This window comes from Paraburkholderia sp. USG1 (genome assembly GCF_031570135.1).
Lineage (GTDB): Bacteria > Pseudomonadota > Gammaproteobacteria > Burkholderiales > Burkholderiaceae > Paraburkholderia > Paraburkholderia dioscoreae.
Genome location: NZ_JAMWXW010000050.1, coordinates 16,840 through 39,561 on the forward strand (window position 1 = coordinate 16,840; position 22,722 = coordinate 39,561).

The following is a 22,722-nucleotide window of genomic DNA, read 5'->3' on the forward strand; positions in this document are numbered from 1 at the left end:
CGAAAAGCCTACGCAGACCCGCTCGATCGTCGATTCCCGCAACCCGTTAGAATAGTTCTTTGCCCCAAGGCCCGATGCCGCCCCACATGTCCGAACAACATCTGACTGAAGCCGAAGATACGCTCGACGAATCCAAATTCGTCAGTTTCGAAGGCTCGCCGTTCCAGCTCTACCAGCCGTATTCGCCTGCCGGCGATCAGCCCACGGCGATCGACACGCTTGTCGAAGGCGTGGAGGACGGCCTCGCGTTCCAGACGCTGCTTGGCGTGACCGGTTCAGGCAAGACTTTCACAATGGCGAACACGATTGCGCGGCTCGGCCGCCCGGCCATCGTGTTCGCGCCGAACAAGACGCTCGCCGCGCAGCTCTATTCGGAGTTCCGCGAGTTCTTCCCGCGCAATGCGGTCGAGTACTTCGTCTCGTACTACGACTATTACCAGCCGGAAGCGTACGTGCCGCAGCGCGACCTGTTCATCGAGAAGGACTCGTCGATCAACGAGCACATCGAGCAGATGCGGCTGTCGGCTACCAAGAGCCTGATGGAGCGGCGCGACGTGGTGATCGTGGCAACAGTGTCGGCCATTTACGGTATCGGCAATCCGTCCGAATACCACCGGATGATCCTGACGCTGCGCACCGGCGACAAACTCGGCCAGCGCGACATCATCGCGCGGCTGATCGCGATGCAGTACAACCGCAACGAAGCCGACTTCCAGCGCGGCTCGTTTCGCGTGCGCGGCGATACGATCGATATTTTCCCGGCCGAGCATGCCGAGATGGCGGTGCGCGTCGAACTGTTCGACGACGAAGTCGAAACGCTGCAGTTGTTCGATCCGCTTACCGGACGCGTGCGTCAGAAGATTCCGCGTTTCACGGTATATCCGTCGTCGCACTATGTGACGCCGCGCGATACCGTGGTGCGCGCGGTCGAAACGATCAAGACCGAACTGCGCGAGCGGCTCGAATTCTTCTATAGCGGCGGCAAGCTGGTCGAAGCGCAGCGGCTCGAACAGCGCACCCGCTTCGACCTGGAAATGCTCCAGGAGCTGGGTTTCTGCAAGGGCATCGAGAACTACTCGCGGCACTTTTCCGGCGCGGCACCCGGCGAGCCGCCGCCTACGCTGGTCGATTACCTGCCGCCGGACGCGATCATGATGCTCGACGAGTCGCACGTGCTGATCGGGCAGTTGAACGGCATGTACAACGGCGACCGGGCACGTAAAGAAAATCTGGTCGACTACGGTTTCCGCTTGCCGTCCGCGCTCGATAACCGGCCGCTCAAGTTCAACGAGTTCGAACGCAAGATGCGCCAGGTGGTGTTCGTTTCCGCCACGCCGGCGGACTACGAGCAGAAGACGGCCGGACAGGTGGCGGAGCAACTGGTGCGTCCCACCGGCCTCGTCGATCCGGAAATCGAGGTGCGGCCAGCGCGTAGCCAGGTCGACGACGTGCTGGGCGAGATCAACGAGCGCGTCAAGGTGGGCGACCGCGTGCTCGTCACCGTGCTGACCAAGCGCATGGCCGAGCAGTTGACCGAGTTTCTGGCCGACCACGGCGTCAAGGTGCGTTATCTGCACAGCGACATCGATACGGTGGAGCGGGTCGAAATCATCCGCGATCTGCGGCTCGGTACCTTCGACGTGCTGGTTGGGATCAACCTGTTGCGCGAAGGGCTGGATATCCCGGAAGTGTCGCTGGTCGCGATTCTCGACGCGGACAAGGAAGGCTTTTTGCGCGCCGAGCGCTCGCTGATCCAGACCATCGGCCGGGCGGCGCGGAATGTGAACGGCAAGGCGATTCTCTACGCCGACAGGGTCACCGACTCGATGCGCCGCGCGATCGACGAAACCGAGCGGCGGCGTAACAAGCAGATCGCCTTCAACCTCGAGAACGGCATTACGCCGCGTGGGGTGGTCAAGCGGATTCGCGACATTATCGACGGCGTGTACAACGTCGACGACGCCCGCGCCGAACTGAAGGAACAGCAGGCGCGCGCGAAGTTCGAAGACATGTCCGAGAAGCAGCTTGCCAAAGAACTCAAGCGGCTCGAAAAGCAGATGATGGAGCACGCCAAGAACCTCGAGTTCGAAAAGGCCGCGCAGACGCGCGACCAGCTCGCCTTGCTGCGCCAGCGGGTGTTCGGCGCGAACGTCGGCGATCACGTCTCCGGCGTCGAGTAATGCGTCCTCCCGCCGCGGGGCGCGGCAATGCGCCGCGCCCATGTCAATTGCTGCCGGGTGCTCGCCCGGCAGCGCGCCGCGTCATGCCACGCACTTCCTTAAAAGCCCCTTAAGACCCTGCTGGCATAAGGCTTTGCGTGCGTTCTGAATTGTTCTCCCTTGCGATCGATGATAAACTGGACCAATATTGAGAATGGTTCGCATTAACGTTCGTATGCGATGGCCTGCGATCGGCCGCGGTGTTCAAGCCAGGCCCGCAGCCGCTGCGTCAAGGCATGCGCAACGCACCGTTCCAATGGGTTCGATTCCAGTCTGATAAAAACAAGGAGTTTCAATGCGGATTTCTTCATTTGTGCGCGGCGGCGCAGCAGCGGTGGCCGCGGTCGCGGCTTTGTCGGCAACGGCGGCGGAATACCCGATCGGCAAGCAGCAGATTCAGGGCGGCATGGAAATCGGCGCCGTTTATCTGCAGCCGATCACGATGGAGCCCGAAGGCATGATGCGCAAAGCTTCGGATTCGGACATCCACCTCGAAGCCGACATCCACGCGGTCAAGAACAACCCGACCGGTTTCGCCGAAGGCGACTGGATGCCGTACCTGCAGGTGCGTTATGAACTGACGAAAGCCGGCTCCAATCAGACGCAGAAGGGCGACATGATGGCGATGGTCGCCAACGACGGTCCGCACTACGGCGACAACGTGAAGCTGCAAGGTCCGGGCAAGTATCACCTGAAGATGATCGTCGAGCCGCCGATGCAAACCGGCCACATGGCTTTCGGCCGCCACGTCGACAAGGAAACCGGCGTGGGTCCGTGGTTCAAGCCGATCACGCTCGAATACGACTTCACGTTCGCCGGCATCGGCAAGAAGGGCGGCTACTGAGCGCCGCGTATCGTCATGTGTGACCACGCTTCGCGGCGTGGCCGCGCGCGGGCGAATAGTTGAATGAAACAATGCAGCAGGCGGCGCGTCGTTGATGAACCCCACGGCGCCGCGTTTTCCGGAAAGGCTAATGAGAATTAACCGAAAGATCGCAACCTTCGCCGCCACGGTTTTGCTGGCAGGCGCGGCCCATGCAGCCGACCTGCCGACCTTCAAGCTGGAAATGAACGACGGCAAGCTGACTCCGGCGCGCATCGAGGTGCCCGCGGGGCAGCGCATCAAGATCGAGGTGCGCAATACCGGCAAGGGCGCGGCCGAATTCGAAAGCGTGCAGTTGCGTAAAGAAAAGGTATTGGCGCCGGGTGCGGATTCGTTCGTCGTGATCGCGCCGCTGGAACCGGGCGAGTACAAGTTTTTCGACGACTTTCACCAGCAGGCGCAGGGTGTGATCGTCGCGAAGTAGCGGCTTGGGGCGCGAGCGCGGGCTTTTTCACGGCTCGTGCGCTCGCCGGGGCAGTAGCAGGGTAGAGGGAGAGCTTGGATGGGTCAGATTCTGTTCGTCGTGTGGCGGGAAAGTGTCGAGGCGCTGCTGGTCGTCGGCATTCTGTACGCATGGCTGAAAAATGGCGACGACGATGCGCGCCGCGGTTTGCCGTATCTGTGGGGCGGCGTGGCAGCCGGGTTGATCGCGGCGGTGGCGCTCGGCGCGGCGCTGGTCGGCTTCACCGAAGTGCTCTCCGGCGACGCGCAGGATTATTTCCAGACCGCGATGGTGCTGATCGCCTGCGTGCTGATCGTGCAAATGGTGTTGTGGATGAAGCAGCACGGCCGCTCGCTGAAGCGTGACATGGAGCAGTCGCTGCAAAAGAGCCAGCGCGATTCGAACTGGTGGGGCGTCGCGCTGCTGGTGGCGTTGGCGATCGCGCGTGAAGGCAGCGAAACGGTGATCTTCCTGTACGGCCTCGGCTTTGGCCAATCCGGTCACGTGGACGGCAGCCAGATGCTTGCGGTCGTGATCGGCCTCGGCCTCGCGTTCCTGACCTTCTACGTGCTGCAACTGGGCGGCAAATTCTTCTCGTGGCGGCTCTTTTTCCGCGTCACGGAAATCATGCTGTTGTTTCTCGGCGCGGGCCTGTTCCAGACTGGTGTCGACAAGCTGATCGATAAGGAAATCCTGCCGACGCTCGTCGACCAGATGTGGAATTCGTCGGCGATTCTCGACGACTCGAGCACCTTCGGTTCGCTGGTCTCGACGTTGACCGGTTATCGCGCGCATCCGGCGCTGATGAATCTGCTGGCGTACGCGGTGTACTGGGCGGTGGTTTATCTGCTGGTGCGCCGTGCGAATCGCAAGCCGGTGCCGCAAGCCGCCGGGCGTGCGGCATGAGCACCGTCATGACCCGCCCTGGCCGCCTCGCAGCGGTTGGGCAGTGGATGCAGCGGCACGGCGCCGCGATTCGCGGCATTCAGTGGGTCGTGGTGGCGGTGTACGCGTTCCTGATTCTGGTGCCGGCGGTGATGCCGCTGCCGGGCGACACGGCGCACCTGTGGAACAACCTCACGCTCGCCGCGCAGTTCGTTTTCTGGGGTATCTGGTGGCCGTTCGTGCTGCTTTCGATGGTCATGCTCGGCCGTGTCTGGTGCGGCGTGCTTTGTCCCGAAGGCGCGCTCGCCGAATTCGCCAGCAAATACGGACGAGGCTGGGCGATTCCTCACTGGATGCGCTGGGGCGGCTGGCCGTTCGTCGCGTTCGGCATCACGACCATCTACGGGCAGATGGTGAGTGTCTACCAGTATCCGAAAGCCGTGCTGTTGGTGCTCGGCGGCTCGACCTTCGCGGCGATGATCATCGGCCTGCTATACGGACGCGAGAAGCGTGTCTGGTGCAAGTATCTGTGCCCCGTCAACGGGGTCTTTTCGCTTCTGGCGCGGCTCGCACCGTTCCACTACAAGGTCGATGAGGACGCATGGCGCCGTTCCTACAAGGACGGTGAGCATGGGCATCGGGTGATTCCGATCAATTGCGCGCCGCTCGTGCCGTTGCGCAATATGAAGGGCGCATCGGCCTGCCATATGTGCGGCCGCTGCAGCGGGCACCGCGACGCGATTGCGTTGACGTGGCGCGCGCCGTCGTCGGAAGTGGTTCAGTTGGGCGACAAGCAGGCGAATGCGTGGGACACGGCGTTGATCCTGTACGGCCTGCTCGGCATTGCGATCGGCGCGTTCCACTGGACCGCGTCGCGCTGGTTCGTCGATCTGAAGATGTTTTTCGCGACCTGGCTGGTCGATCACGACATTACATGGCCGCTCGACACCAATGCGCCGTGGTTCCTGTTCACGCATTATCCCGAGCAGAACGATGTGTTTTCGTGGCTCGACGGCACGATGGTGATCGGCTACATCCTCGCCACCGCGCTGGTGTACGGCACCGCGCTGCTGATCCTGCTGATGGGCGCGACGCGCATGCTGGGGCGCTTCAATGCCGTGCGTCTGCATCATTTGACGCAAGGGCTGATTCCGATAGCCGGCGCGGGCGTGTTCCTCGGCCTGTCCGCTACCACGCTGTCGCTGTTGCGCGCGGAGCATGTGTCGTTGTGGTGGGCGTCGGACATGCGCATCGCGATTCTGGCGATCGCCAATCTGTGGAGCGCATGGCTCGCGTGGCTCGTTACGCGTCGCTATAGCGAGCGCTTCGTGCAGCGCGGCCTCGCGATGGTCTGGTTCGTCGCGGCGCTGGCCGTGGTCGATAGTGCATGGTGGTTGATGTTCTGGGGCTGGGCTTCAAAATAACGCTTCAAAGCAACGCATGGCCTGTCGCTGCGACCTGACGCAGCAGCCGACGCCGGCCCAAACACGAAAGCCGTGGAGATGACACCATCCCACGGCTTTTCCATTTTCTGCATGACCGGCACACGCCGTTGCGTGTCGCCGCATCGAGTGAGAACCAAAAAAGCGGCCTGGCTGGCTGCGACGGCTGGCTTGGTGTCTGCACGAAGGGGTCTAGTTCTCACGTGCAAGCCGTCGTGGCTGGCTAATGCCCAACACCTCTCTGGGAGGTGGTCCCCACAATACCCGGTACTTACCTCTGTTCGTCCTTACTTCGTCAGGATCAGCTTGCCCAGCCGCGTTGCCCGCAACTGGTAGGTTTCGCCGTTGTGCACGATGCTGACGTGGCTATGTCCTTGCAGCAGTGCGTCGCTGCGTACGACCCGCTCCGACGTCCCGCCCGAACCGTTGGCGCGATCCGCGCCGGGCTTCTGGCCGGGTGCCGTTGCCGTCGATGCTTTCGGACGGCTGGTCAGCGCGGCCGCGGGGCGGCGCAGGCTGAGTGTGGAAGGGCGCATGGGATCGGTCATTGGTTTTAGCTGTTGGTCGATTCGATGAGTTAATTCTAAATGATAACTATTCCTATTTACAAGAAAGAGAAATTGATCGGATTTGAGTTTCGATAGTCGTACGATGAAGTGGCGGATCGGCGGAGAAAACGGAAGAAGGCCGCCGCGCCGATTGGCGGCCTTGCCGGCGATAGCAAGCGCAGTGAGAAGCGCAGCGGGAAGCCCGCCCGCCGGATTCAATGCAGCGAGCCGGGCTCCTGCTTCGCTTGCACGTATTGACGGATAAGCCGAACGGTATCGATATCGTTCTCCCGATACGCCGACTTCACGATTTCCTGTGTCTGGTGCGCGTCGGGATCGGTCGACTCGGGCAGCGTGGTTGCGTACTCGAAGCGCAGGAACAACTGCAGTTCGTCCGGTTGCTCGATGGTCATGGTCAGCGAGCCGCCGACGTAGTCTGCCGTCTGCAGAATGTCGTAGCGCACGCTTTGGCTCTCCTCCAGCGTGACGCGATCGCGCACGGTCGCCTGGCCGTAGTGCAGTTCCCGTTCGAGCACGTTGCCGTCGCGCGAAAGAATCGTGCAGCTGTCGAGTCCCATTACGAACAGTTGCGGCTGTTCGGCGCGCAGCACGAGACCCTCCCACAACTGCGCGCGGGTCATGGATTCGACAAACGGATTCAACGGGTCGTTGATCTGGATAAGGTGTTCGAAATTCAAAACGACGGCTTCCTATGAAAGCGATTACGCGACGGCGAGCCCGGAACGGATCGTGATCGAATGCGTGAGGATCTTGTGAACCGGGCACTGATTGGCAATTTGCAAGAGCCGTTCCCGCTGCTCGTCGGACAGTTCGCCTTCCAGCACGATCCTGCGGTCGATGGTCGTGCCCGCCTCGCCGGTTTCGAGCGAGAGCGTCACGCGCACGTCGGCAAGCGGCCAGCCCTTGCGCTGAGCGTACATCTTCAGCGTGATCGACGTGCACGCGCCAAGGCTCGACAACAGCAACGAGACCGGTGTGGGCCCGCGATCACCGCCGCCGAGCGACTCGGGTTCGTCGGCCAGCCACGTGTGTTTGCCGTCGTCGAAAAGAACCTGGAAATTCGTCGAACCGATGTGGGCGGTGACGGTGGACTCTGCCATGCGCGCTCCTGAACAGGGACGGAAATCGCCGCGCGCCAAGGCTCGTGATGACTGAGCGGCGCGCGGCCTGAATCGCTATTGTGAACGAATGTGAACGAACTTACCGGCCTTCGCGCCTTGGGACGCCGCACAAGCTGCGCGTGAGTGTGCCCGCGTGCGTGCGCCGCGCCCGCCTGCGACTCAACTCAATGCGTGATCGCGCCCATGCGCCCGGCCTGGTAATCGACGACAGCCTGGCGGATCTCGTCTTCCGTGTTCATCACGAACGGGCCATAGCGCACCACCGGCTCCTTCAGCGGCACGCCTCCCAGCAGCAGCACTTCGAGCGGCTCCGTGCCGGCCGTGAGCGTCACGGAGTCGCCGTCGTTCTGAAACACGACCATTTTCTGCGCGCCGATTTCCTGACGCGCTTCGCCTTCACCGTAGAAACCTTGGCCGGACAGGCTGTAGGCGAACACGCGATAGTCGGCCGGCACCGGCTGCCGGATCGTCGCGCCCGGTTGCAGCGAGAAATGCTGGTACAGAATCGGCGTACGCGTTTCGATCGCGGCTTTGACGCCGAGCGCTTCGCCGGCGATCACCTTGACGCGCACCTTGCCGTCCGCGGACGTCGCCACGGGAATGCTCGAGGACGGCATTTCCTGGTAGCGCGGCGCGATCATCTTGTCGCGGCGCGGCAGATTCACCCACAACTGCAAGCCGTGTACGCGCCCACCCGTGCGGACGAACGACGGGTCCGGCATCTCGCTGTGCACGACGCCCGCGCCCGCGGTCATCCACTGCACGTCGCCGGCGTGCAGCGTGCCGGAGTGGCCGGCCGAATCCTTGTGGCCGAACTGGCCTTCGAGCACATAGGTCACCGTCTCGAAGCCGCGATGCGGATGGTCGGGCGCGCCTTTGGCCTCGCCCGGCGCATAGTCGATCGGCCCCATTTCGTCGAGCAGCAGGAACGGATCGAAGTCCATCAGCAGGCGGGTCGGAAACGGGCGGTGGACGATAAAGCCGCCACCCTCGGTCGTGCGAACGGCGGGAAACGTGCGTTCGATCGTGCGGCTCGTGCTCATCAAAGTCACCTCAAAAAATGGGGAATAGCGTTATTTTTGAAACATGGAGCTATTATAGGGACCGTTTTCCGGGGTGCCAGCCGCCCTCACGCAATGGATTGTTCTATTACTGGAACGATGAGATGAAGATCGATTCACATAATCTGAATGACCTGATGTATTTTTCGCAGGTCGTCGAACATGGCGGTTTTTCGGCCGCCGAACGCGTGCTGGGCATTTCCAAGTCGCGACTGTCGCGCCGCCTGACCGAGCTGGAAGCGTCGCTCGGCGTGCGTCTGCTGCAGCGGTCCACGCGCAAGCTGGCGCTGACCGAAGCCGGGCAACTGTTCTACCAGCATTGTCAGGCGATGCTGAGCGAGGCGCAGGCAGCCGTCAACGTCGTTCAGCAACTGCGTTCCTCGCCGCGCGGCACGGTGCGCGTCAGCGTGCCCGTCACGATTTCTCAGACCATCCTGTCGCAGATCCTGCCCGAATTCATGCATCGCTATCCCGAGGTGCGCGTTGTGATGCGGGTGACGAACCGCGTGATCGATCTGTTCGAGGATTCGGTCGACGTCGCGCTGCGGGTGCGCTCCGATCCGCCGGAAAACGCCAACATCGTGGTGCGGCCGCTATGGCGCACGCAGCAGATGCTGGTCGGCGCGCCGAGCCTGTTGCAGCAGAATGCGCCGCCGTTGCTGCCGGCCGATCTGAACCGCTTCGAAACGCTCGACGTGCCGACCGGCGACGGACGCCACGTCTACAACCTGATCGCACCGGACGGCACGCGGCACGCGCATGAACACGAGCCGCGCCTCGTGACCGCCGATCTGATGACGATCCGTGAAGCGGTGCTCGCTGGCGTGGGCATCGCCGCGTTGCCGGAAATGATGTACGGCGCCGCGTTGCGAGCCGGACAATTGTCGCCGGTCATGCCGGGCTGGACATTCCCGACGCCGCAGTTGTACGCCGTATTCGTGTCGCGCCAGGGGATGGTGCCGGCGGTGCGCGCTTTTGTCGATTATCTGGTCGAGATGCTCGATCCCGACGACGGTAAGCACATCACGGGCGAGTGTCCCGCACGTGAGGAAAAAGGCGCGGCGCAGCCGGCGTTCGCGATTGCGTCATAGCACTTCTCATGCGCCACAACATCGCTTTTAGCATTTAAGCGCGGCTTGTCATGAGTACTTTCAATGGCCGTTTGCTTGAATGCGCGCGCTACCGGGCCTATAGTGAAATCCCTTCGCTAAGGAGTCTCTTATGCGGAAACTCATGGCCGCTATCATAGCGGGCCTGATAGGGCTGACCGCGCTGTCCGTGTCGATCACGGCTGTCGCATGCGGTGACTCAAGCAGCTATCAATCTTCGACCGATGGCAAATGATCCCGCCGCCCGAAGGCGCCGAGTGCGCACAAAAAAAGGCCTTCATCTGACGATGAAGGCCTTTTACTTTTTTGCCCCTGTTTAAAGGGCTTTTTGTCGCATCACTTCGTTTTCGGTTGCGTCACGAAGCCGATCTTCGTCAGGCCGCCGGCCTGGGCCGCCGACATCACTTCCGCCACTTTTTCGTACGGCACCTTGCGGTCCGCGTCGAGATGCAGCTCGGGTTGCGGGTTGGCTTGCGCGGCCTGCGCAATCTTCTCGCGCAGGGTGGCGTCGTCAACCTTTTTGTCGTCCCACATGACGTTGCCGTCCGCGTCGACCGCGACTGTCACCTGGGCGGGTTTGGTGTCTTCTTTCTGACTGCTTGCATGCGGCAGATCGATCTTGACCGCGTGACGAATCACCGGGATCGTCACCATGAACACGATCAGGAGAACCAACATCACGTCGACGAGCGGCGTCATGTTGATTTCGTTCATCAGGCCGTCGTCATCGTCGCCGGCAAAGGGGCTCATTGCCATCGGAGTGCCTCGTCGATCAGTTCGTGCGGGCGGCGAGACGCAAGCCGTCGCCGCGTCTGGACGACGACAGGCGCGCGCCCGTCACGAAGAATGCGTGCAGGCCATGCGCAAAGCGGCTCAGTTTGGCGACGACCGCCTTGTTGGCGCGCGTCAGTGCGTTGTAGCCGAGCACCGCCGGAATTGCGACGAACAGGCCAAACGCGGTCATGATCAGCGCTTCGCCGACCGGGCCGGCGACCTGATCGATCGACGACTGGCCGCTCGCGCCGATCGCCAGCAGCGCGTGATAGATGCCCCACACCGTGCCGAACAGCCCGACGAACGGCGCCGTGCTGCCGATCGACGCGAGAATTGCGAGACCGCTCTGCATGCGCGCGACGCTTTCGTCCATCGTGTCTTTCAGGCAGCGCGTGACCCAATCCGACACGTCCATGCGATCGTGCAGATGCGGTTGCGTCTGATGATGGTGATCGGCCGCTTCCTGGCCCGACAGCGCCAGTGCGAGAAACGGGTTGTCCTGCGGCGTCGACGAGCCGGCGCCGAGCTTCTTCACGCCGTCGGCGAGATCGTCCGAATGCCAGAACGCCTGTTCGGCATTCTTCGTGAGGCGCTTGAGGCGCATCACATTCCAGCCTTTGATGACGATCACGGTCCACGACATCACCGACATGATCAGCAGCGTGAGCGCGATACCGCGCGTCACGAAATCCCCTTGCGCCCACACGTGCGCCAGTCCGTAGTTTTGCATTGCAATTCCTTTTTTTTTGAAATCTGTCTCAATCGTGCAGATTGAAGTCGAAAGGCTGGGTATAGGCAGCCCGAACCGGTTGGCCGTTCTCGAGAAATGGCTTGCAGGCGCTCGCGTGCATGGCGGAGAGCGCGGCGTCGTCGAGGCGGCTGAAGCCGCTGCTCTTCTTCAGCTCGATGCTTTCGAGCTTGCCGGTCAGGCCGACCACGAACCTCACATATGCGGTGCCGGTTTCGCCGCGACGCTTGGAGAGCGCCGGATAGTCGGGCTCGGCGATGTTGCAATCGAGATGCGAGACGTTCTTGGGCGCGCTGATCTCCATCGTCTGGCGGCTAATTGCCGGCGCGGCGGGCGCGGGCGGTGCAACCGGTGCGGCCGGCGCGGCCAGCGTCGGATCGGGCGCGGCGACGGGCGTAGGCGAAGGCGCGGCGGATTCGGGCAGCGGTCTGGGCGTGGGCTTGGGCGTCGGGGTCGGCTTGGGCTGGACCTTGGGCTTGGTATGAACCGGCGGCGTCGGCGTGGGCGGCGCGATCGACTGCATCGCGACCGGCGCGGCAACCGGTGTGGGCGGCAGCAACTGCGCGGTCATGACATGCGATTCGAGGGCCGGCTGAACGGGGTCGTGACGCAAGGTCAGGATCACGGCCAGCAGTGCGACGTGGATCACTGCCACCACGGCAGTTGCGGTCAGGACGCGGGAATTCAGTCGGGAAGACGAAGCCGGCATGGTGCCGGCCGAAATGGTATGCGTGGCCGGCATATTAGCGTGGCGGCGCGCTGTGGAAGCAGCGCGTCAGGCAAGACGTCGTCATGTTCGAAAAATCAGCAGCGAAATGAACAAAGTAGTCACGAAACCAATCAGCAATTCCATCTCGAACTCCTTTGAAGGGTGAGGCGGGTAGCTGGCTGGTACGAATACTGGCTTGCTGACGGCAGTGGGATAACGCGTGAACAGCGAGAACGGCAGTGGGCGGCGAGCGCCCTTGGTGCGGCGGTGGCCGCGCCTTGCAACCCGGTCTCAGGCAGCCTTGCGTTCGTAAAACGTCAGCGGTACAGCGTGCTGATTATGCTCGAAACCGCACCGGGTCGCGCACACGCCGCTCTGCATCATGACGTCGCGCACGGACTCCGCGCACTTGCCGCAGCAGGACGCGACGCCGAGCTCGAACTGAAGCTCGTCGAACGAATCGACACCGTCCGCGATCGAGGCACGGATCTTTCGGTCAGAAACAGACTTGCAGACACAGACAATCATGGCAGGCGTCATAGCTAACGTTAATGCGAATTATTATCATTTTGTTTGAGCCGTTTGGCAAGCGTCCTGCATGATTTTTTGTAACAAAACCAGACTCTTGGAAGGGTTTCGTCTATAAGGCGGGATTTGACGCGGGTAGTCGGCGGCGCGCCAAAGCGTCTAAAAAGTGCGCGGGAAGCGGCCTGGCGGCGCAAAAAACGGAAGTGTCGGTGAATTTATGCGGCTTGGGAATTCGACGCGGCCGTGCGGCGAGACGGGATCAGCACCTGTTCGACCGTTGCATCGATGTGCAGCAGGGTGGCTGCCAATTGCTGCTGATGCGTGCCGTCGCCGGTCGAATAAAAACGGGGCAGAGCAGTGCCACCGCTTTCCGGGGCCGCGCGCAGGCCGTGCTGGTCCAGTACCCGTTCCAGCTGACGCGCAATGGCGACGCTCGTATCGATTAGCACAAGCCGGTCGCCGACGATATCGCGGATCGCCGTATCGAGAAACGGGTAGTGCGTACAGCCGAGCACTAACGTATCAGCGCCCGCGTCGAGCATGGGCTGCAGGTAGCCGCGCAGCAACGCGTGCAATTCGGCGGAGCTGATGTCGCAACGCTCCACGGCCTGCACCAGTCCGTGGCCCGGCTGGCAAAGAAAGCGGCAATCTGCCGCATAGCGTTCTAGCAGCGCCTGGAAGCGTGCGCTGCGCAGCGTCACTTGCGTGGCGAGCACGCCCGCGACGCGGGTTTTCGACTGCAAGGCAGCGGGTTTAATGCCGGGTTCGACGCCGACCAGTGGAATGGGCAGTTTTTCTCGAACCATTGCGATGGACTGCGCGGTTGCCGTATTGCAGGCGACCACGAGCGCCTTTGCGCCTTGCTTGACCAGCCATTCGCCGATCGCGAGCGTGCGGTCGGCAATGAAATCGTCGTCGCGCTCACCGTAGGGGGCGTAGAGCGAGTCGGCGACATACAGGATCGCTTCGTCAGGCAACTGGGCCCGGACCGCCCGCAATACCGACAGACCGCCGAGACCCGAATCGAAAATGCCGACCGGTGCGCGCGACCCGGCGCCAGACGTGAACATTCCTGTATTCGTAGACGTTGATTCTGCGGGCATAGGCGAAGAGGATGCGTGCGGCACGGCGCTCAAGGGAACCTGGAAAGGTGCGCAAGTATATCGCCCGTGTGGCGCCCCGAAGAGGACGTCCTCCAGAGCGCCCCCAGGAGGACTTCTTCCGCACGTCCCCAGAAGGGTCGCCATCCATGGTGTCATCCGTTGCGAACGGGCAGACCCACGAACGGCGCGCGGGGCGCTCGCGGCGTGATTCGATCAGGACTCGACCGAACCCATTGCGGTTTGCTGATAGTTCTGGATACCGACCTTGTCGATCAGGTCGATCTGGGTTTCGAGCCAGTCGATGTGTTCTTCAGTGTCGTCGAGAATTTTCGTGAAGATTTCGCGCGAGACGAAATCACGCACCGATTCGCAATACACAATGGCTTCCTTGCAGGTGCCCTGCGAAATCTGTTCGAGCTTCAGATCGCATTCGAGGATCTCTTTCGTTTCCTCACCGATCAGCAGCTTGTGCAGATCTTGCAGGTTCGGCAGACCGTCGAGCATGAAAATGCGTTCGATGAGCCAGTCGGCATGTTTCATTTCGCCGATCGATTCGTCATATTCATGCTTGCCGAGTTTGTCGAGACCCCAGTGCTTGTACATCCGCGCGTGCAGGAAGTACTGGTTGATCGCAGTCAACTCGTTCTTCAGTTGCGCGTTGAGGTACTCGATAACTTTCTTGTCGCCTTGCATGGTATTTCCTTTTGGGGAATTTGAATTTTCAACAACAATAAACGCCATACCTGAAAAAGCCAAGGAAACAGAAGTATCTTTTGACATTGTTTCGGGTATTGCCTGTCGCGTTGGCATTGCGCGCGGCAACAAAAAAGCCGGGACCGCGGTCCCGGCTCTTCGACAGGCGTGACAGGCGTTAGCAGCGAATCAAACCGTCGCGACCGGAATCTTGCCGATTTTGGCCTGCCATTCCTTCGGGCCGGTCTGGTGAACGGAGGTGCCGCTCGAATCGACGGCCACGGTGACCGGCATGTCCTGTACGTCGAACTCGTAGATCGCTTCCATGCCGAGGTCTTCGAACGCGAGAACCTTCGCGCTGCGAATCGCTTTCGACACGAGGTACGCGGCGCCGCCCACGGCCATCAGATAAGCGGCCTTGTGCTTCCTGATCGCCTCGATCGCGACGGGGCCGCGCTCGGCTTTGCCGATCATCGAAATCAGGCCGGTTTGCGCCAGCATCATCTCGGTGAACTTGTCCATGCGCGTTGCCGTGGTCGGGCCAGCGGGACCGACGGCTTCATCGCGCACCGGATCGACCGGGCCGACGTAGTAAATCACGCGGTTCGTGAAGTCGACCGGCAGCTTTTCGCCCTTTGCCAGCATGTCGGCAATGCGCTTGTGAGCAGCGTCGCGGCCCGTCAACATCTTGCCCGACAACAGCAGCGTCTGGCCCGGCGTCCACGCAGCGACTTCTTCCGGCGTGAGCGTGTTCAGATCGACACGCTTGCTCTTCTCTGTGTCCGGCTGCCAATGCACCTTCGGCCATGCGTCGAGCGAAGGCGCCTCGAGTTTGGCGGCGCCCGAGCCATCTAGCGTGAAGTGCGCGTGACGCGTGGCCGCGCAGTTCGGGATGATCGCAACCGGCTTGGACGCGGCGTGCGTCGGCGCGGCCATGATCTTCACGTCGAGCACCGTGGCGAGACCGCCGAGACCCTGCGCGCCGATCCCGAGCGCGTTGACCTTCTCGTGCAGCTCCACGCGCAGTTCTTCGATCCAGTCCTGCGGGCCGCGTGCGATCACGTCCTGAATGTCGATCGGATCCATCAGCGATTCCTTCGCCATCACCATCGCTTTCTCAGCGGTGCCGCCGATGCCGATGCCGAGCATGCCCGGCGGGCACCAGCCCGCGCCCATGGTCGGCACGGTCTTCAGAACCCAGTCGACGATTGAATCCGACGGATTCAGCATCGCGAACTTCGACTTGTTTTCCGAACCGCCGCCCTTGGCGGCGACCTGCACGTCGACCGTATTGCCCGGCACGATCTCGTAGTGGATCACGGCGGGTGTATTGTCTTTCGTGTTCTTGCGGGCGCCTTCCGGCGGATTCACGATCGACGCGCGCAGCACATTGTCCGGGTTCAGATAACCGCGGCGCACGCCTTCGTTGATCATGTCGGTGACGCCCATCGTCGCGCCGTCCCAACGCACGTCCATGCCGACCTTCACGAACACCGTGACGATGCCGGTGTCCTGGCAGATCGGGCGCTTGCCTTCGGCGCACATGCGGCTGTTGGTGAGAATCTGCGCGATGGCGTCTTTCGCGGCGGGGCTCTGTTCGAGCTCGTAGGCGCGGCCCAAGGCCTGGATGTAGTCGAGCGGATGGTAATAGCTGATGTACTGAAGCGAATCAGCAATGCTCTGGATCAGATCTTCCTGTTTGATGACGGTCATGGCTAGCTCAGTGGAGACAGGGGCGCTTGTTGTCGGACACGCGGGACAGCGCGGTCAGTCGTGCGCCTTCAGGGGAGTGGAACCTTTAACGGCACCCACGGCGTGCAGCACCGCGGGCTCTTCGAAATGCTTGGGATGCGTATGCGTGGTGAGGCGGTCGACCAGTGCCATCACGACTGCCGAGACGAGGAACGCCACGTGGATGATCACCTGCCACATGATCGTATGCGTGGAATTCTGATCGGGGCTGATGAACGTCTTCAGCAGATGGATCGACGAGATGCTGATCAGCGCCATCGACAATTTGACTTTGAGCACGCCGGCGTTCACATGGTCGAGCCATTCCGGTTCGTCCGGATGACCCTCCACGCCGAGGCGCGACACGAACGTTTCATACCCGCCGATGATCACCATGATCAGCAGGTTCGAGATCATGACCACGTCGATCAGGCCGAGCACGACCAGCATGATGTTGGTTTCGTCGAGCGTTAGGGATGCCGTGACGAGGTGCCAGACTTCCTTGAGGAAGAGCACGACGTAGACGGCCTGCGCCACGATCAGACCGAGATAGAGCGGCACTTGCAGCCAGCGGCTCATAAAGATGATGGCGGGCAGCGGGCGCATGGGGCGGCGCTGTTGGGCGGAGTCGGGTCGCGGAGCGGACATGGGCAAGAGTCAGATGAAACGCAGGTGTCGGAACACGGACCAGATGCGCCGGGCCGGAATGCGCGAGACGCAATATACAAATACGCACGCCGATCAGGCACGCAGATCAGGCAAACCAGGCGCGGACGGCGCGGTGCACAGACACGGGAGGCCGCAAAGGCAAAAGCTCGTGTCAGGCGCGCTATTGTACAGCGTCGGGTAAATTTGCTGCATTGCGGCGGGCAGGGTGCGCGGCGGGGCGGGAGGAGGCGCAGATCAATAGCCGTTGTGCCGACGCTACGCGTACGGTATGGGGAGCAGGCGCCGTTTTCGCAGAGCGTTGATTGCGTCGAAAAGGCAGGCCGGGCTCTCGTGCCAACGGCGGATGACAGCCGCGGATGACAGCCGACCTCCGCGGGCGCGTCCACAGCGATGTGGCGACGGGCGTTGCGGTGGTCGGCTGCGTTCGCCGCTACGTCAAGCGGCGCCGCCTCCTGGTGCACCGGTGGTGCCCAGCAACGGCGCGATCAGGCTCGTGATCTGCGGCGCAATCTGTGATACGGCCGAGGCTATCGCGTTGACGATGTTCCCGATCAACCCACCGCCCTGCGAAGGGTCCGCGCCGCCTGTTTGCTCCGTCGTGTTTTGTTGCTGCCTGAGCATGCCGTTGTCCATTGCCGCCGGGTGATAGGGGCGCCATGCAGCCCTCGCGGAACCGGACTGCATATCGTCGCCGGCATTGTGAGTGTGCTCCGTGGAAAATGCCCGGACCGAAGTGAAATCAGTGCGGTTCTGCGGTTCGTTGCGTGCTGCCATGTTGCCCGCATCGAACTGCATGCTGTTGTTGCCGATTCTGTTGATCGCGTTCATCGTCGTCAAATCCTAAAATCAGGTAAGAGGAAAAATGCATGCGGATAGCTGTTTTCTCGGAAATTGCTGAATCAGCTTCCGGATGCCTGACATGCGGAAATGTATAAATCAAATTTGGCTGTTTTCTATTAATCTCCTGTAGTTTATCCAAGCTGGCCAACGGACACATCCGGATCGATTAAATCCAGATCGATCGGGTGTTTTCTATCCAGTAATTGGGTGACGCAGATTATTCTGACAAAGCCGGTGAAATTACAGATGGCTTCCTGAGTCAGATCAATTTCAAGTGCCCATCTGGAAATCAGTTTTCCTACAGTCACAGATTCCTGGCGTGCGATTTCTTCGATGATTCGCCAATACACTTCCTCGAGCCGTAGACAGGTTGCCAGCCCGTTGATTCTGACGGAGCGTTGCCGCGGCTTGGCGAGCTGCGGGGTGAAATTGCAATACCGTGTCATCCGCATGTGCTTACACGTGTAGGAATACGGGAATGGAGTGCCTCCATTACGGCAGTGAATGTCCTGATGCATTTCAAGATAGCCATGCATCTGCGACGTGAGTCGCGCGGGTTGTTTCTCATGTTCGGATGAGTCCAAGTGGCGGCTAGTCCATCTTCTCTCCGCAATAATCCGACTTGGTCATAAAGATGTATGACGTTTCACTTAGCGCATCGCCTTATTTTCGGGATATGCGAACCGAATATGTCGATTGAGAGCGCATGAATCATGCGCATTGGCTTTGCGCATACTTGATAAAAATCGGCTGGATTGGTCGCGCTTCAAATGAACATATGGCGTCATGCATATATATGACCATCAGCGGTGTCGGCGCGATTAAATTTCACTGACGTAATCAATGCAACGTAGCCAGGAATTTTCAATGCTTATCATGAGCCGAAATGGTTCGCCCAATAAGAAGGGTGGCGGCGGACCGCAGTTCTTGCCATCGTGCGCGACGGGTGCCGCCATGTTTCAGGTGGCGGGTCAGCTTGCGCTGGCCTGGGCGGTGTTTCTGGCCCCCGAGGCTGAGGCCGCTACGCCTGTCTGGCACGGCGCACCGATCCACTATGCCGCGAACGGCGCGCCGTTGCCGGACGTGTTGCGCGACGTGCTCGCGGTGGAAGGGCTGTCCGCGGACATCGCCCGCGACGTGAAGGGCGTGGTCAACGGCCGTTTCGACGACACGCCCGGCAACGTCTTCATGCAGTTGGTCGAGGCTTACGGCCTTGTCTGGTATTTCGACGGCAAGGCGATGCACGTCGCAACCGCCGCAGGAGTGCGCAGCCAGGTGATCCCGTTTGCGCCGATGACCCGCGAAGCGGTTGCGTCGTTGCTGCGCAACCTCGATCTGGACGACCCGCGCCTGCCGATCAGGTACTCCGCGACGACCGCGAAGGTCGCCGGCCCGGTGGCTTTTGTCGACGCCGTGGCCGAGGCGATCGACAAGGCGCAGCGGCAGAGCACCGCGGAGCCGTCGTTCGACCAGACCGAGATTCGCATTTTCCCGCTGCGCTACGCGCAGGCGCAGGACATGCACTATACGGTGGGATCGCAGGACCAGGTGGTGCCCGGGGTGGCCTCGCTACTGCGGCGGGTCATGATGGACACCTGGCAGGCTGTCGCGCCGCGCGCGGCGGCCCGCTCACGCGCCGATGTCCGCGCCGATGCCCGCAGCGCGCGCGGCGCTCCGCCGCCGTTGCCGAGCCTGCGCGGTCTGGGTCTCGCCGGCGGCGCATCGGCCGACGGCGACAGCGCGCCGCCGCCATTGCCCGATGCGGCAACCTCGGAGCCGGGCCGGACCGATCAGCCCAGCGCGACGCCTGCGCGACGCAACATCATCGCGGACCCGCGCACCAACTCCGTGGTGATCAACGACCTCGTGTCGATGATGCCGAACTACGAGCGCGCCATTGCGATGCTCGACCAGCCGCAAGAACTGGTCGAGATCGACGCGGTCGTGATCGACGTATCGTCGAGCGCGGCGCGCTCGTTGGGCGTGGCGTGGGGCGGATCGAACGGGCGGGTCAGCGCGGCGTCGGGGACCATCAACTCGCCGTTGACTTTCGGTGCGCCGGCTCTCGCGACCGCGGCCGGCGTGGCGAGCGGACTGAATCTCGCCACTCTGGTCGGCAATTCGGCGCAATACCTGTTCGCGCAGATCCACGCGCTGGAAGACGCCGGCCAGGCCCGTGTGCTGTCGAGTCCGCAAGTCCTCACGCTGAACAATATGGAAGCGGTGCTGACTTCGCACAGCTCGGTTTATGTGCGGGTGGCGGGCAACCAGGACGTCGACCTCTACAACATCGACACCGGTCTCACGCTGAAGGTCACGCCGAGCATTGAATCGGCCGCTGAGCCGCGCCGCAATATCCGGCTCAACATCCAGATCGACGATGGCGCGTTCAATACGTCGATGTCGGTCGACGGCATTCCGAAAGTCGACAACCATTCGATCGTCACCCAGGCGATCGTGCGCGACGGCGAGAGTCTGCTGGTCGGCGGGTATCAATATGAGCGCAGCGAAAGCACGACTTCGAAAGTGCCGGTGCTCGGCGACGTGCCTTACGTCGGCGCGTTGTTTCGCGATACCCAGACGACGCGGGAGCGGCTCGAGCGATTGATCCTGATTACACCGCGCCTGAAACGCGCGGGTGGCAATGGAGAACCGGCCAGTGGGGCGGTCACGGCGGGGCAAGCCGTGATGACCGGAGGCGCGGGGCCGGACTTTGCGCCCGCCGCCGCTTTTGCGCCCGCTGCGGGCACCGGGCCAGGATTGTCCGCGCAGGCGACACGGATGACGCCGCCGACGCTTCGAGTGGCCACCAACGTCCCGACGGCCACCACAGTCCCGGGCACCGCCAACCCGTCCGCAGCCGTCACCGCCGCGCTGCGGACGCTGCCGGCGAGCGCTGCCCCGACTGCGCCGCTGCCGTCCGCGTCGTCGCCACCGCCACTGCCCGCGTGGCAGCCGACACGCAAGATGCCTTGGGATGACCGCCATGACCGCTGACGCATTGATCCTCGTGACGGACGGCGTGCATACCGGCGCAAGCGTCGCGTTGTCCGCCGAAAGACCGCTGCGGATCGGCAGCGGCAGCGAAGCCGATCTGATGGTGATCGACGAAGGCGTCGAACCGCTGCACGTCACCGCCCAGTTACGCGGCGCGGCGCTCGAGTTGCTGGCTCACCAGCCCGGCGTCGCCGTGTTCGGCAGGCGCTTGCCGCCGGGGCGGCGCGTGCTGTTGCGGCGCGGCGCCTGGTTTTCGGCCGGAGCGGTGACCTTCCAGTTCGGCGGCCGTGACGCACCGACCTCGTCGATGGCGGGCGACGCTGAGTATGCCTATCTATTGCGCCACGCGCCGCTCGCTTACTGCGCGAAACGCTGGTCCGGCGCGTCGCCGGTTGCGAAGGCGACGGTCTTTGCAGTTCCGGTGGCCTTCGTGCTGCTGGCGTGGCTGGCGTCGAATCCGGCGATGCCGGGCGCGCCGCATACAGCGCGTGGCGACGACGCGTTCCGGCTCGTGAAGACGCGTCCCGATGCGAAGTCCGGCGCGCTTGTCTACGAGGGCTACGTGCAATCGCCCGCGGATCTGGCCGCGCTAACCGCGCGGGCATGGTCGCGGCAGCGCACGCCGGTGATGCATGTGATCGTGCTCTCGCAGTTGCAGGAGCAACTCGGCGATTTTCTCGCGCGTTATTACCGCGGCGCAGAGGTGCGGCCCGCCGAGCCTGGTGCGTTCACGGTGGTGCTGCCTGGCGCACAGGGCTTCCTGTCGCCTGAATCATGGGATTACGCACGCGTTGCCAGACTGGCGCGCGGTGAGATCGATGGACTACGTGGGCTCGCGTTTCCCGGCCACGTACAGGAGGGCGCGAAGGTGCGCGTGCCGTTCGAGGCGCTGGGGATGAATCTGCTGTCCGGTAGCCACGCGGTCTGGCTCACCGACGCCCAGGGCGTGCGCTATTTCGTCGGCGCGCGATTGCCTGTTGGTCGAATTACGCGAATCTCGGCCTGCGCGGCGGAGGTGACGCGCGACGATGGTTCGATCTACGAATTTCTTATGGGCGCAGTTCATGAGCCAAAAAACTGCCGCTAAAAGCGCGCTCGGCATGTGCGGCGATTTGCCTATCGAGGCGAAGCTTGCCGAAGCCGACGGTCTCGGCCGTGAGGAAATCGTCGCCCGGTTGACGCATGAGATCGGCTGCCTCAACAGCGCATTGCCGAGCGCGTCGCCAGCGTTAAAAAAAGAAATGGTTTTGCTTGTCGAGTGTTTGTGCGCGGCTCGACAGGTGGTGGAACGAAGCGTCAGCTTCAGGAACGCGCACGATTAAGTTAAGGAATGGAAACTATGAATCCAATCAATACGGCCATGTCCCCGAATCCTGGCGGCAATGCCTTCACCGGTAACGGCGGCGTACCGGCAATGAACAAGGCCGGCGGCATTTCGACGTCGGATGTTCTCGCCGTCGTGTTGGCAAAACTCAAACAGGACAATGACAAGGTCAGTCAACAAATGCAGCAGGTCCAGGGCGGCGGCGCGCAGCAGGGCAACGGCGCCGACAACTCGCAAGGGAATACCGACATGCTGAAACTCCAGCAGGCGGTGACCGAGATGAACACGGATACCTCGCTCGGCACCAACATGATTCAGGGGGTGGGCGATACGCAGAAGGACACCGCGAAGGCAACCCACTAACGCCTCTTTAATCAGGTCGAAGACGCCCTCGCGGCGTCTTCGGGGAGCCATTGCAGATGCAGCACGACACATTGGAACTGCTGATTTCGATAGGTCACTACGCCCGCGTCCATCGACGCTTCGACGAGGCGCGCTATCTGTTCGGCCGGCTGGCGCTGCTATACCCGCGGCGAGCTTTCCCATACCTCGGGTTGGGGCTCATCGAACTCGATCGCGCGAACTATCCCAGTGCGGCGTTGCTGTTCGGCCGCGCGCTGGAGGCCGTGCCCGACAGCGTGCTCGCGCGCGCCTGGCTCGGCGTGTGCCAGGTGCTCGAAGGACATTACGCGCTCGGCGCTCGCATGCTGATGACCGTGGCGGACAGCGACCAGCCTGGCGCGACTTCGATGGCAGCGGCATTCCTGAAGTTGCCTGAATGCGCGCCCTTTGCCGCTGCTCGCGTTGCGCAGGTCGAGCCCACCGCAGCATCCCTTTCAACCATTGAACGACTGACTATTCGAAACGGGTATTGA

Annotated in this window: 25 protein-coding genes; 11 read left to right on the forward strand and 14 right to left on the reverse strand. The window is 62.1% G+C overall.

The annotated features are described in order from the left end of the window. Positions 1-86: 86 nt before the first annotated feature. The 5 genes from uvrB (at position 87) to NE850_RS37565 (ending at position 5,853) form a co-directional block, all read left to right on the forward strand. Complete coding sequence (gene uvrB, locus NE850_RS37545) at positions 87-2,180, forward strand: excinuclease ABC subunit UvrB (protein ID WP_165185434.1); 2,094 nt, start codon at positions 87-89, stop codon at positions 2,178-2,180. A 334-nt stretch (positions 2,181-2,514) separates the two neighbouring features. Continuing rightward, on the forward strand, positions 2,515-3,063 hold the full coding sequence (locus NE850_RS37550) for an iron transporter (RefSeq protein ID WP_007175560.1): 549 nt from the start codon (positions 2,515-2,517) through the stop codon (positions 3,061-3,063). Between the two features lie 130 nt (positions 3,064-3,193). Next, positions 3,194-3,526, forward strand: coding sequence for a cupredoxin domain-containing protein (locus tag NE850_RS37555; protein ID WP_035516310.1), 333 nt, complete (start codon positions 3,194-3,196; stop codon positions 3,524-3,526). Between the two features lie 78 nt (positions 3,527-3,604). Beyond that, on the forward strand, positions 3,605-4,450 hold the full coding sequence (locus NE850_RS37560) for an FTR1 family protein (protein ID WP_007175558.1): 846 nt from the start codon (positions 3,605-3,607) through the stop codon (positions 4,448-4,450). Then, positions 4,447-5,853 (forward strand): 4Fe-4S binding protein, encoded by a 1,407-nt coding sequence (locus tag NE850_RS37565; RefSeq protein ID WP_007175557.1) that lies wholly within the window; start codon positions 4,447-4,449, stop codon positions 5,851-5,853. The genes NE850_RS37560 and NE850_RS37565 overlap by 4 nt, the downstream gene beginning before the upstream one ends. A gap of 305 nt (positions 5,854-6,158) precedes the next feature. Here NE850_RS37565 and NE850_RS37570 read toward each other — a convergent pair whose 3' ends face one another. The 4 genes from NE850_RS37570 to NE850_RS37585 all read right to left on the reverse strand — a co-directional run bounded on the left by NE850_RS37570 (position 6,159) and on the right by NE850_RS37585 (position 8,604). Further along, complete coding sequence (locus tag NE850_RS37570; protein WP_007175556.1) at positions 6,159-6,419, reverse strand: hemin uptake protein HemP; 261 nt, start codon at positions 6,417-6,419, stop codon at positions 6,159-6,161. 215 nt (positions 6,420-6,634) lie between these two features. Beyond that, positions 6,635-7,117, reverse strand: a complete 483-nt coding sequence (locus tag NE850_RS37575) for an SRPBCC family protein (protein ID WP_007175555.1) — start codon at positions 7,115-7,117, stop codon at positions 6,635-6,637. Between the two features lie 24 nt (positions 7,118-7,141). Further along, positions 7,142-7,540, reverse strand: coding sequence for an OsmC family protein (locus tag NE850_RS37580; RefSeq protein WP_007175554.1), 399 nt, complete (start codon positions 7,538-7,540; stop codon positions 7,142-7,144). Positions 7,541-7,725: 185 nt separating this feature from the next. Then, entirely contained in the window at positions 7,726-8,604 is an 879-nt protein-coding gene (locus NE850_RS37585; RefSeq protein WP_007175553.1) for a pirin family protein, read from the reverse strand. A gap of 122 nt (positions 8,605-8,726) precedes the next feature. On the opposite strand from NE850_RS37585, the gene NE850_RS37590 reads away from it, so the two are divergent. Continuing rightward, the gene (locus tag NE850_RS37590; protein WP_035516308.1) at positions 8,727-9,713 is read left to right on the forward strand and encodes a LysR family transcriptional regulator; all 987 of its coding nucleotides are present in this window, start codon (positions 8,727-8,729) and stop codon (positions 9,711-9,713) included. 354 nt (positions 9,714-10,067) lie between these two features. On the opposite strand, the gene NE850_RS37595 is transcribed toward NE850_RS37590, so the two are convergent. The 10 genes from NE850_RS37595 to NE850_RS37640 form a co-directional block, all read right to left on the reverse strand. Continuing rightward, a complete protein-coding gene (locus NE850_RS37595; RefSeq protein ID WP_007175550.1) occupies positions 10,068-10,487 on the reverse strand; it encodes a biopolymer transporter ExbD in 420 nt (139 codons plus the stop codon). A 16-nt stretch (positions 10,488-10,503) separates the two neighbouring features. Then, the gene (locus NE850_RS37600; RefSeq protein WP_007175549.1) at positions 10,504-11,235 is read right to left on the reverse strand and encodes a MotA/TolQ/ExbB proton channel family protein; all 732 of its coding nucleotides are present in this window, start codon (positions 11,233-11,235) and stop codon (positions 10,504-10,506) included. Positions 11,236-11,263: 28 nt separating this feature from the next. Then, positions 11,264-11,995, reverse strand: a complete 732-nt coding sequence (locus NE850_RS37605) for an energy transducer TonB (protein ID WP_007175548.1) — start codon at positions 11,993-11,995, stop codon at positions 11,264-11,266. A 258-nt stretch (positions 11,996-12,253) separates the two neighbouring features. Then, positions 12,254-12,490 (reverse strand): bacterioferritin-associated ferredoxin, encoded by a 237-nt coding sequence (locus NE850_RS37610; RefSeq protein WP_035516932.1) that lies wholly within the window; start codon positions 12,488-12,490, stop codon positions 12,254-12,256. A 215-nt stretch (positions 12,491-12,705) separates the two neighbouring features. After that, positions 12,706-13,593 (reverse strand): glutamate racemase, encoded by an 888-nt coding sequence (gene murI / locus NE850_RS37615; RefSeq protein ID WP_165185440.1) that lies wholly within the window; start codon positions 13,591-13,593, stop codon positions 12,706-12,708. A 213-nt stretch (positions 13,594-13,806) separates the two neighbouring features. Continuing rightward, positions 13,807-14,286, reverse strand: coding sequence for a bacterioferritin (gene bfr, locus NE850_RS37620; protein WP_007175545.1), 480 nt, complete (start codon positions 14,284-14,286; stop codon positions 13,807-13,809). Between the two features lie 189 nt (positions 14,287-14,475). Further along, positions 14,476-15,999, reverse strand: coding sequence for a fumarate hydratase (locus tag NE850_RS37625; RefSeq protein ID WP_007175544.1), 1,524 nt, complete (start codon positions 15,997-15,999; stop codon positions 14,476-14,478). A gap of 54 nt (positions 16,000-16,053) precedes the next feature. Continuing rightward, positions 16,054-16,623, reverse strand: a complete 570-nt coding sequence (locus NE850_RS37630; RefSeq protein WP_007175543.1) for a TIGR00645 family protein — start codon at positions 16,621-16,623, stop codon at positions 16,054-16,056. Between the two features lie 498 nt (positions 16,624-17,121). Continuing rightward, positions 17,122-17,514, reverse strand: a complete 393-nt coding sequence (locus NE850_RS37635) for a hypothetical protein (RefSeq protein ID WP_007175541.1) — start codon at positions 17,512-17,514, stop codon at positions 17,122-17,124. A 143-nt stretch (positions 17,515-17,657) separates the two neighbouring features. Then, on the reverse strand, positions 17,658-18,110 hold the full coding sequence (locus NE850_RS37640; protein ID WP_232064122.1) for a ribbon-helix-helix domain-containing protein: 453 nt from the start codon (positions 18,108-18,110) through the stop codon (positions 17,658-17,660). Positions 18,111-18,393: 283 nt separating this feature from the next. Here NE850_RS37640 and sctC point away from each other — a divergent pair, with 283 nt between their 5' ends. From sctC to NE850_RS37665, 5 genes are read left to right on the forward strand one after another with little or no spacing between them, the layout of a single operon-like run. Next, positions 18,394-20,523, forward strand: coding sequence for a type III secretion system outer membrane ring subunit SctC (sctC, locus tag NE850_RS37645; protein ID WP_007175539.1), 2,130 nt, complete (start codon positions 18,394-18,396; stop codon positions 20,521-20,523). Beyond that, the gene (locus NE850_RS37650) at positions 20,513-21,610 is read left to right on the forward strand and encodes an FHA domain-containing protein (protein WP_165185446.1); all 1,098 of its coding nucleotides are present in this window, start codon (positions 20,513-20,515) and stop codon (positions 21,608-21,610) included. Before sctC ends, NE850_RS37650 begins: the two co-directional genes overlap by 11 nt. Beyond that, positions 21,588-21,845, forward strand: a complete 258-nt coding sequence (locus NE850_RS37655) for a hypothetical protein (protein WP_157187744.1) — start codon at positions 21,588-21,590, stop codon at positions 21,843-21,845. The genes NE850_RS37650 and NE850_RS37655 overlap by 23 nt, the downstream gene beginning before the upstream one ends. Positions 21,846-21,862: 17 nt before the next feature. Then, positions 21,863-22,210 (forward strand): hypothetical protein, encoded by a 348-nt coding sequence (locus tag NE850_RS37660; protein ID WP_007175536.1) that lies wholly within the window; start codon positions 21,863-21,865, stop codon positions 22,208-22,210. Between the two features lie 56 nt (positions 22,211-22,266). Further along, a complete protein-coding gene (locus NE850_RS37665; protein ID WP_007175535.1) occupies positions 22,267-22,722 on the forward strand; it encodes a hypothetical protein in 456 nt (151 codons plus the stop codon).

Coding starts and splice junctions, on each gene's coding strand:
- uvrB (WP_165185434.1), top strand. CDS start 87: ATGTCCGAACAACATCTGACTGAAGCCGAAGATACGCTCGACGAATCC.
- NE850_RS37550 (WP_007175560.1), top strand. CDS start 2,515: ATGCGGATTTCTTCATTTGTGCGCGGCGGCGCAGCAGCGGTGGCCGCG.
- NE850_RS37555 (WP_035516310.1), top strand. CDS start 3,194: ATGAGAATTAACCGAAAGATCGCAACCTTCGCCGCCACGGTTTTGCTG.
- NE850_RS37560 (WP_007175558.1), top strand. CDS start 3,605: ATGGGTCAGATTCTGTTCGTCGTGTGGCGGGAAAGTGTCGAGGCGCTG.
- NE850_RS37565 (WP_007175557.1), top strand. CDS start 4,447: ATGAGCACCGTCATGACCCGCCCTGGCCGCCTCGCAGCGGTTGGGCAG.
- NE850_RS37570 (WP_007175556.1), bottom strand. CDS start 6,419: ATGACCGATCCCATGCGCCCTTCCACACTCAGCCTGCGCCGCCCCGCG.
- NE850_RS37580 (WP_007175554.1), bottom strand. CDS start 7,540: ATGGCAGAGTCCACCGTCACCGCCCACATCGGTTCGACGAATTTCCAG.
- NE850_RS37585 (WP_007175553.1), bottom strand. CDS start 8,604: ATGAGCACGAGCCGCACGATCGAACGCACGTTTCCCGCCGTTCGCACG.
- NE850_RS37590 (WP_035516308.1), top strand. CDS start 8,727: ATGAAGATCGATTCACATAATCTGAATGACCTGATGTATTTTTCGCAG.
- NE850_RS37595 (WP_007175550.1), bottom strand. CDS start 10,487: ATGGCAATGAGCCCCTTTGCCGGCGACGATGACGACGGCCTGATGAAC.
- NE850_RS37600 (WP_007175549.1), bottom strand. CDS start 11,235: ATGCAAAACTACGGACTGGCGCACGTGTGGGCGCAAGGGGATTTCGTG.
- NE850_RS37605 (WP_007175548.1), bottom strand. CDS start 11,995: ATGCCGGCCACGCATACCATTTCGGCCGGCACCATGCCGGCTTCGTCT.
- NE850_RS37610 (WP_035516932.1), bottom strand. CDS start 12,490: ATGATTGTCTGTGTCTGCAAGTCTGTTTCTGACCGAAAGATCCGTGCC.
- murI (WP_165185440.1), bottom strand. CDS start 13,593: ATGCCCGCAGAATCAACGTCTACGAATACAGGAATGTTCACGTCTGGC.
- bfr (WP_007175545.1), bottom strand. CDS start 14,286: ATGCAAGGCGACAAGAAAGTTATCGAGTACCTCAACGCGCAACTGAAG.
- NE850_RS37625 (WP_007175544.1), bottom strand. CDS start 15,999: ATGACCGTCATCAAACAGGAAGATCTGATCCAGAGCATTGCTGATTCG.
- NE850_RS37630 (WP_007175543.1), bottom strand. CDS start 16,623: ATGCGCCCGCTGCCCGCCATCATCTTTATGAGCCGCTGGCTGCAAGTG.
- NE850_RS37635 (WP_007175541.1), bottom strand. CDS start 17,514: ATGAACGCGATCAACAGAATCGGCAACAACAGCATGCAGTTCGATGCG.
- sctC (WP_007175539.1), top strand. CDS start 18,394: ATGCTTATCATGAGCCGAAATGGTTCGCCCAATAAGAAGGGTGGCGGC.
- NE850_RS37650 (WP_165185446.1), top strand. CDS start 20,513: ATGACCGCTGACGCATTGATCCTCGTGACGGACGGCGTGCATACCGGC.
- NE850_RS37655 (WP_157187744.1), top strand. CDS start 21,588: ATGAGCCAAAAAACTGCCGCTAAAAGCGCGCTCGGCATGTGCGGCGAT.
- NE850_RS37660 (WP_007175536.1), top strand. CDS start 21,863: ATGAATCCAATCAATACGGCCATGTCCCCGAATCCTGGCGGCAATGCC.
- NE850_RS37665 (WP_007175535.1), top strand. CDS start 22,267: ATGCAGCACGACACATTGGAACTGCTGATTTCGATAGGTCACTACGCC.